Below are 4,496 nucleotides of genomic sequence, written 5' to 3' on the forward strand. Positions count from 1 at the left end.
CCCGAAGACACACAGGACGCACACGACGCACAGGCCACGCAGGACGCCCAGGCCGTAACGGCCCCGACCACGATCCCGTGGGTCCTGTCCGCCCGCACCCCGGAGGCTCTGCGCGGCCAGGCCGAGCGGCTGCGCAAGTACGCGGCGGCCACCGCCCCCGAGTGGGTCGGCCTCGCAGACATCGGCCTCTCGCTGGCCACGACCCGCGCCTCCTTCGAGCACCGAGCCGTGGTCGTCGCGGCGGACTCCGACTCCTTCCAGCGTGCGCTGGAGGATCTGGCCACGGGCAGGACGACGGCCGGCCCGCAGGCGGAGAGCGTGGTCGGGGTAGCCCCGAGCCTTGCCCGGCCCGTCTTCGTCTTCCCCGGGCAGGGCTCCCAGTGGGACGGCATGGCCGTCGAACTCCTGGACACCTCACCGGTGTTCAGGGACCGCATCACCGCCTGTGCGCAGGCGCTCGCCCCCCACACCGACTGGTCGCTGCTCGACGTGCTGCGCGGCGCGCCCGGCGCCCCGACCTTCGCCCGGGTCGACGTCGTCCAGCCGGCGCTGTGGGCGGTCATGGTGTCCCTGGCCGCCGTATGGGAGTCGTGCGGGATCAAGCCCGCTGCCGTGATCGGCCACTCCCAGGGCGAGATCGCGGCGGCAGCCGTGGCCGGTGCACTGTCCCTGGAGGATGCCGCCAAGGTCGTCGCGCTGCGATCACAGGCACTCAAGGTCATCGCCGGTAAGGGCGGCATGGTGTCCGTGCCGCTCCCGGGACAGGAGGTGCGGGAACGTCTGCTCGTCCGCTGGGACGACCGGATCACCGTCGCCGCCATCAACGGACCCGCGTCGACCGTCGTCTCGGGCGACACCGATGCCCTCGACCAACTCATGACCGTCTGCGAGACCGAGGCAATCGCGGCCCGCCGGATTCCGGTCGACTACGCCTCGCACTCGGCGCATGTCGAGCAGATCCACGACCGGCTGCTCGAACTGCTCGACGGCATCGCACCGCGTGACAGCGATGTCGCCTTCCACTCGACCCTGACCGGTGCCCGGCTGGACAGTACTGCCGTACTCGACGCCGAGTACTGGTACCAGAACCTGCGCCACACCGTGCGGTTCGAGGAAACGGTGCGCACCCTGATCGAGCAGGGACACGAGCTGTTCATCGAGTCCAGCCCGCACCCCGTGCTCACGTTCGGCGTCCAGGACACGCTGGCGGCCGCCGGCCGCGACGGAACGGCGATCGGATCGCTGCGGCGTGGTCACGGCGGCTGGCAGCGCTTCCACACCTCCGTGGCCGGCGCCTACGTGCAGGGCGCGGCGGTGGACTGGTCAGCCGTCCTCCCGGACGCCGGGGTCGTGGATCTGCCCTCTTACGCCTTCCAGCGCAAGCACTTCTGGCTGGAGGCGCCGTCGGGCGGCGGCGACGTGACCGGTCTCGGGCTCCAAGACGGCGGACATCCCCTCCTCGGCGCGGTCACGGGACTCGGCGACGGCGACGGCTGGCTCTTCACCGGGCGCCTCGCGCTGAGCGACCACCCGTGGCTCGCCGATCACGGCGTCGAGGACCGCGTCCTGATGCCGGGAGCCGGACTGGTCGAGATGGTGGCCGAGGCGGCCGTCCGGATCGGTGCGGGGAAGGTGGAGGAGCTGACGCTCCAGGCGCCGGTCGTCCTGCCGGTGGCCGGTGGCCTGCGGCTCCAGGTCGCCGTGAACGCGGCGGACGGGGCCGGGCGCCACCAGGTGCGGATCTTCTCCCAGGGCGAGGCCGCGGACGCGGCCGACCCGGAGGGCTGGACCACCCATGCGGTCGGCTGGCTCGGATCCGCGGACGACCTCGCCGACCCCGGGACGGAGCTCCTCGCCTGGCCGCCGATCGGTGCTGAGCCGGTCCAGCTCGCCGGTTTCTACCCGGCTCTGGCCGATGCCGGCTACACGTACGGGTCCGCCTTCCAAGGCGTCCAGGCCCTGTGGCGACTCGACGACGAGTTCTACGCCGAGGTCGCCCTCCCCGAGGCGCTGCACGCGCAGGCGGAGCGTTTTGGTGTCCACCCGGCGCTGCTCGACACGGCGCTGCACCCGCTGGCCTACGACGGGGTGGCCTCGGGTCAGGGCCTGCAACTGCCCTTCGCCTGGAGCGACGTGGCGATCCACGCCACCGGTGCGACCCGACTGCGGGTGCACTGGCACAGTGACGGCAGGATGACGGCGGCCGACACGGAGGGCCGCCCGGTGATCGAGGTCGGCTCGCTCGACCTGCGTCCGCCGGCAGCAGGCACGGCGCGGGCCGCGGGCGCTGCCACCGACGGCGGGCTGCTCCGACTGGACTGGGCGCCGGTGTCGCCCCGCACCGATGCGCCGGGGTCCGTCGTCGTGACGTCGGACCCGGCCTCGCTGAGCGAGGTGCCCGGTTGCGTGGTGGTCCCGGTGGGTTCCACCGAGGGCGAGAACGTGCCCGCTGCCGCGCACCGGCTGGCCGGCGAGGTGCTGGGCCTGCTGCAGGGGTGGCTGGCCGAGGAGCGCTTCGCCGCCTCCCGGTTGGCCGTGGTCACGCGCGGTGCGGTCGGCAGCGGGGCGGGCGACGTGTCCGCCGATGTGGCGGCCGCGGCGGTGTGGGGCCTGGTGCGGACGGCGCAGTCCGAGCACCCCGACCGCTTCGTCCTGGTCGACCTCGACCCGGCCGACCCGGGCTTCGGTGCCGAGGATCTCGACGCCGGCGTCCTGTACAGCGGTGAGCCGCAGCTCGTCGTGCGCGGGGGACGGCTGCTTGCCCCGCGTATGATCCCGGCAGCTTCCTCCCCGGTGGGCGCGGGATTCGATACCGAGGGCACGGTGCTGATCACCGGCGGTTCGGGAATGCTCGGGGTCCTGCTGGCCCGCCACCTCGTGCGCCATCACGGCGTGCGGCACCTGCTGCTGCTCTCGCGGCGCGGTGAGGCGGCTCCCGGCGCCGGTGAACTCGCCGCGGAGCTGGGGGAGCTCGGCGCCGACGTGCGCTTCGCCGGCTGTGACGCGGCCGATCCGGCCGCGCTCGCGGCCGTGCTGGCCGTCGTTCCGGCGGAGCATCCGCTGACGGCGGTGGTGCACTCCGCCGGTGTCCTCGACGACGGACTCCTGGAGTCCCAGACCAGCGACCGGCTGGCCACAGTGTTCCGCCCGAAGGTGGACGCCGCCTGGAACCTGCACGAGCAGACCAAGGACCTGCCGCTGTCGGCGTTCATCGTCTTCTCGTCCCTCGCGGGCATCATCGGCAACTCCGGCCAGAGCACCTACGCCGCGGCCAACACCTTCCTGGACGCGCTCGCCGCCCACCGGCGCGCGGCGGGCCTGCCCGCCCATGCCCTCGCCTGGGGGCTCTGGGACGGGGTCAGCGAGATGACCGGCCAGTTGGACGACACCGACCGTGCCCGACTCGCCCGCTCCGGGATCAAGGCACTGTCCGCGTCGAACGGCCTGGCGCTCTTCGATGCCGCGCTGGGCGCGGTCGAGTCGCAGCTGGTTGCGGCGGCGCTGGACCGCGCGGCGCTGCGGAGCAGTGCGCCGGAGACCCTTCCGGCCCTCCTCCGGACCCTCGCCCCGCGCCGCCGGCGCAGCAGCACTACGGCCAACCAGGCTGCCGACGGCACGAGTTGGGCGAACAGCACCGCCAGGCTGAGCGACGGCGAGCGTGAGCGCACGGTCCTGGACCTCGTCCGCGGCACGGTGGCGGCCGTCCTCGGCCATGCGACTCCGCAGGCCGTCCAGCCCGCCCGGGCCTTCAAGGACCTCGGATTCGACTCCCTGACCGCCGTCGAACTGCGCAACCGCCTCACCGCCGAGACCGGGCTGCGACTGCCCGCGTCCCTCGTCTTCGACTACCCGACTCCCCAGGCGATCACCGGCCACCTGCTGGGCGAGCTGCCCGGAGCCAAGGCCGCCGAGGAGGCGCCGCCCGCCGACGAGGCGACCGGCGCCGACGAGCCGATCGCGGTGGTCGGCATCGGGTGCCGCTTCCCCGGCGGGGTGACCAACCCGCAGGAGCTGTGGGACCTGGTGGCGGGCGGAGTGGACGCGGTGGGCGACTTCCCGTCCGACCGCGGCTGGGACCTGGAGAACCTCTACAACCCGGACCCGGAGGCCGTCGGCACGTCGTACTCCCGCTCGGGTGGATTCCTCTACGACGCAGCCGAGTTCGACGCCGAGTTCTTCGGCCTGAGCCCGCGCGAGGCGCTGGCGACCGACCCCCAGCAGCGGCTCCTCCTGGAGACGGCGTGGGAGGCGTTCGAGAGCGCGGGCCTGGACCCGTCCGCGCTGCGCGGCTCGCGCACCGGCGTCTTCGCCGGCGTCATGTACAACGACTACGCATCGCGGGTGCGCGAGGTGCCCGGCGAACTGGAGGGGTACCTCGGGACGGGCAGCGCCGGCAGTGTGGCGTCGGGTCGGCTGGCGTATTCGTTCGGTCTTGAGGGGCCGGCGCTGACGGTGGACACGGCGTGTTCGTCGTCGCTGGTCGCGCTGCACCTCGC

General features: G+C 73.4%; 1 protein-coding gene. It reads left to right on the forward strand.

What is annotated here, in order from left to right:
- The coding region (locus tag ACFVXG_RS46070) for an SDR family NAD(P)-dependent oxidoreductase (RefSeq protein WP_387936493.1) at positions 1-4,496 on the forward strand (4,496 nt) is incomplete at both ends.

The sequence above is a fragment of the Kitasatospora sp. NPDC058162 genome (genome assembly GCF_042884005.1).
Classification (GTDB): Bacteria; Actinomycetota; Actinomycetes; order Streptomycetales; family Streptomycetaceae; genus Kitasatospora.